General features: G+C 22.5%; 2 protein-coding genes. One reads left to right on the top strand and one right to left on the bottom strand.

Annotated elements, in window-relative coordinates:
- The coding region (locus GCE9029_RS26665; RefSeq protein ID WP_197475448.1) for a hypothetical protein at window positions 1–211 on the top strand (211 nt) is incomplete at its 5' end.
- A 49-nt stretch (window positions 212–260) separates the two neighbouring features.
- Here GCE9029_RS26665 and GCE9029_RS26240 read toward each other — a convergent pair.
- The coding region (locus tag GCE9029_RS26240; RefSeq protein WP_197475447.1) for a LytR/AlgR family response regulator transcription factor at window positions 261–520 on the bottom strand (260 nt) is incomplete at its 5' end.

Genomic DNA, 520 nt, shown 5'->3' with positions numbered 1-520 from the left:
GTCTCTTGAAAATCATTCTTCAAAAATTAAAGAAGAATGGAATACTTATAAATATATTGCCAAAGAATTTATTTATGATTTCCATAAAGACCCTTTTTATCTAGAGAAAAAAGAAAAAGAACAATCTTTAAAAGAAGTACTAGTTAATAAAACTAATTTTTCAGCATTAACTTTTTCTAAAAAAATATTTAATCAAATAAAAAACAACTGATAATTTACACTCAAAATTAATCAATCCAATTTTTAAAAGTATTTACACGTTATCTGCTTACTATTATTTCTGTTTTATCATAATAATTCAACATTAATTGTAAGCGAGAATTTGTATAAGAAATAATGTCTTTTATGGCATTTATATGAATGATAAAAGTTCTATTTACTCTAAAAAAACATTCAGGATTTAGCTGTTTTTGCCAATATTCTAACGAATTATCTATTAAGTAATTTCGATTTGCATTGGTATGAATATACGTTGCTTTATTTTCGGAACATAAACAAACAATTTGATCAATAGGTATTA

Source organism: Grimontia celer (genome assembly GCF_900055185.1).
GTDB classification, from domain to species: domain Bacteria; phylum Pseudomonadota; class Gammaproteobacteria; order Enterobacterales; family Vibrionaceae; genus Enterovibrio; species Enterovibrio celer.
The sequence above is the reverse complement of the archived record's forward strand: the minus strand, read 5'-3'. Positions and strand labels throughout refer to the sequence as shown.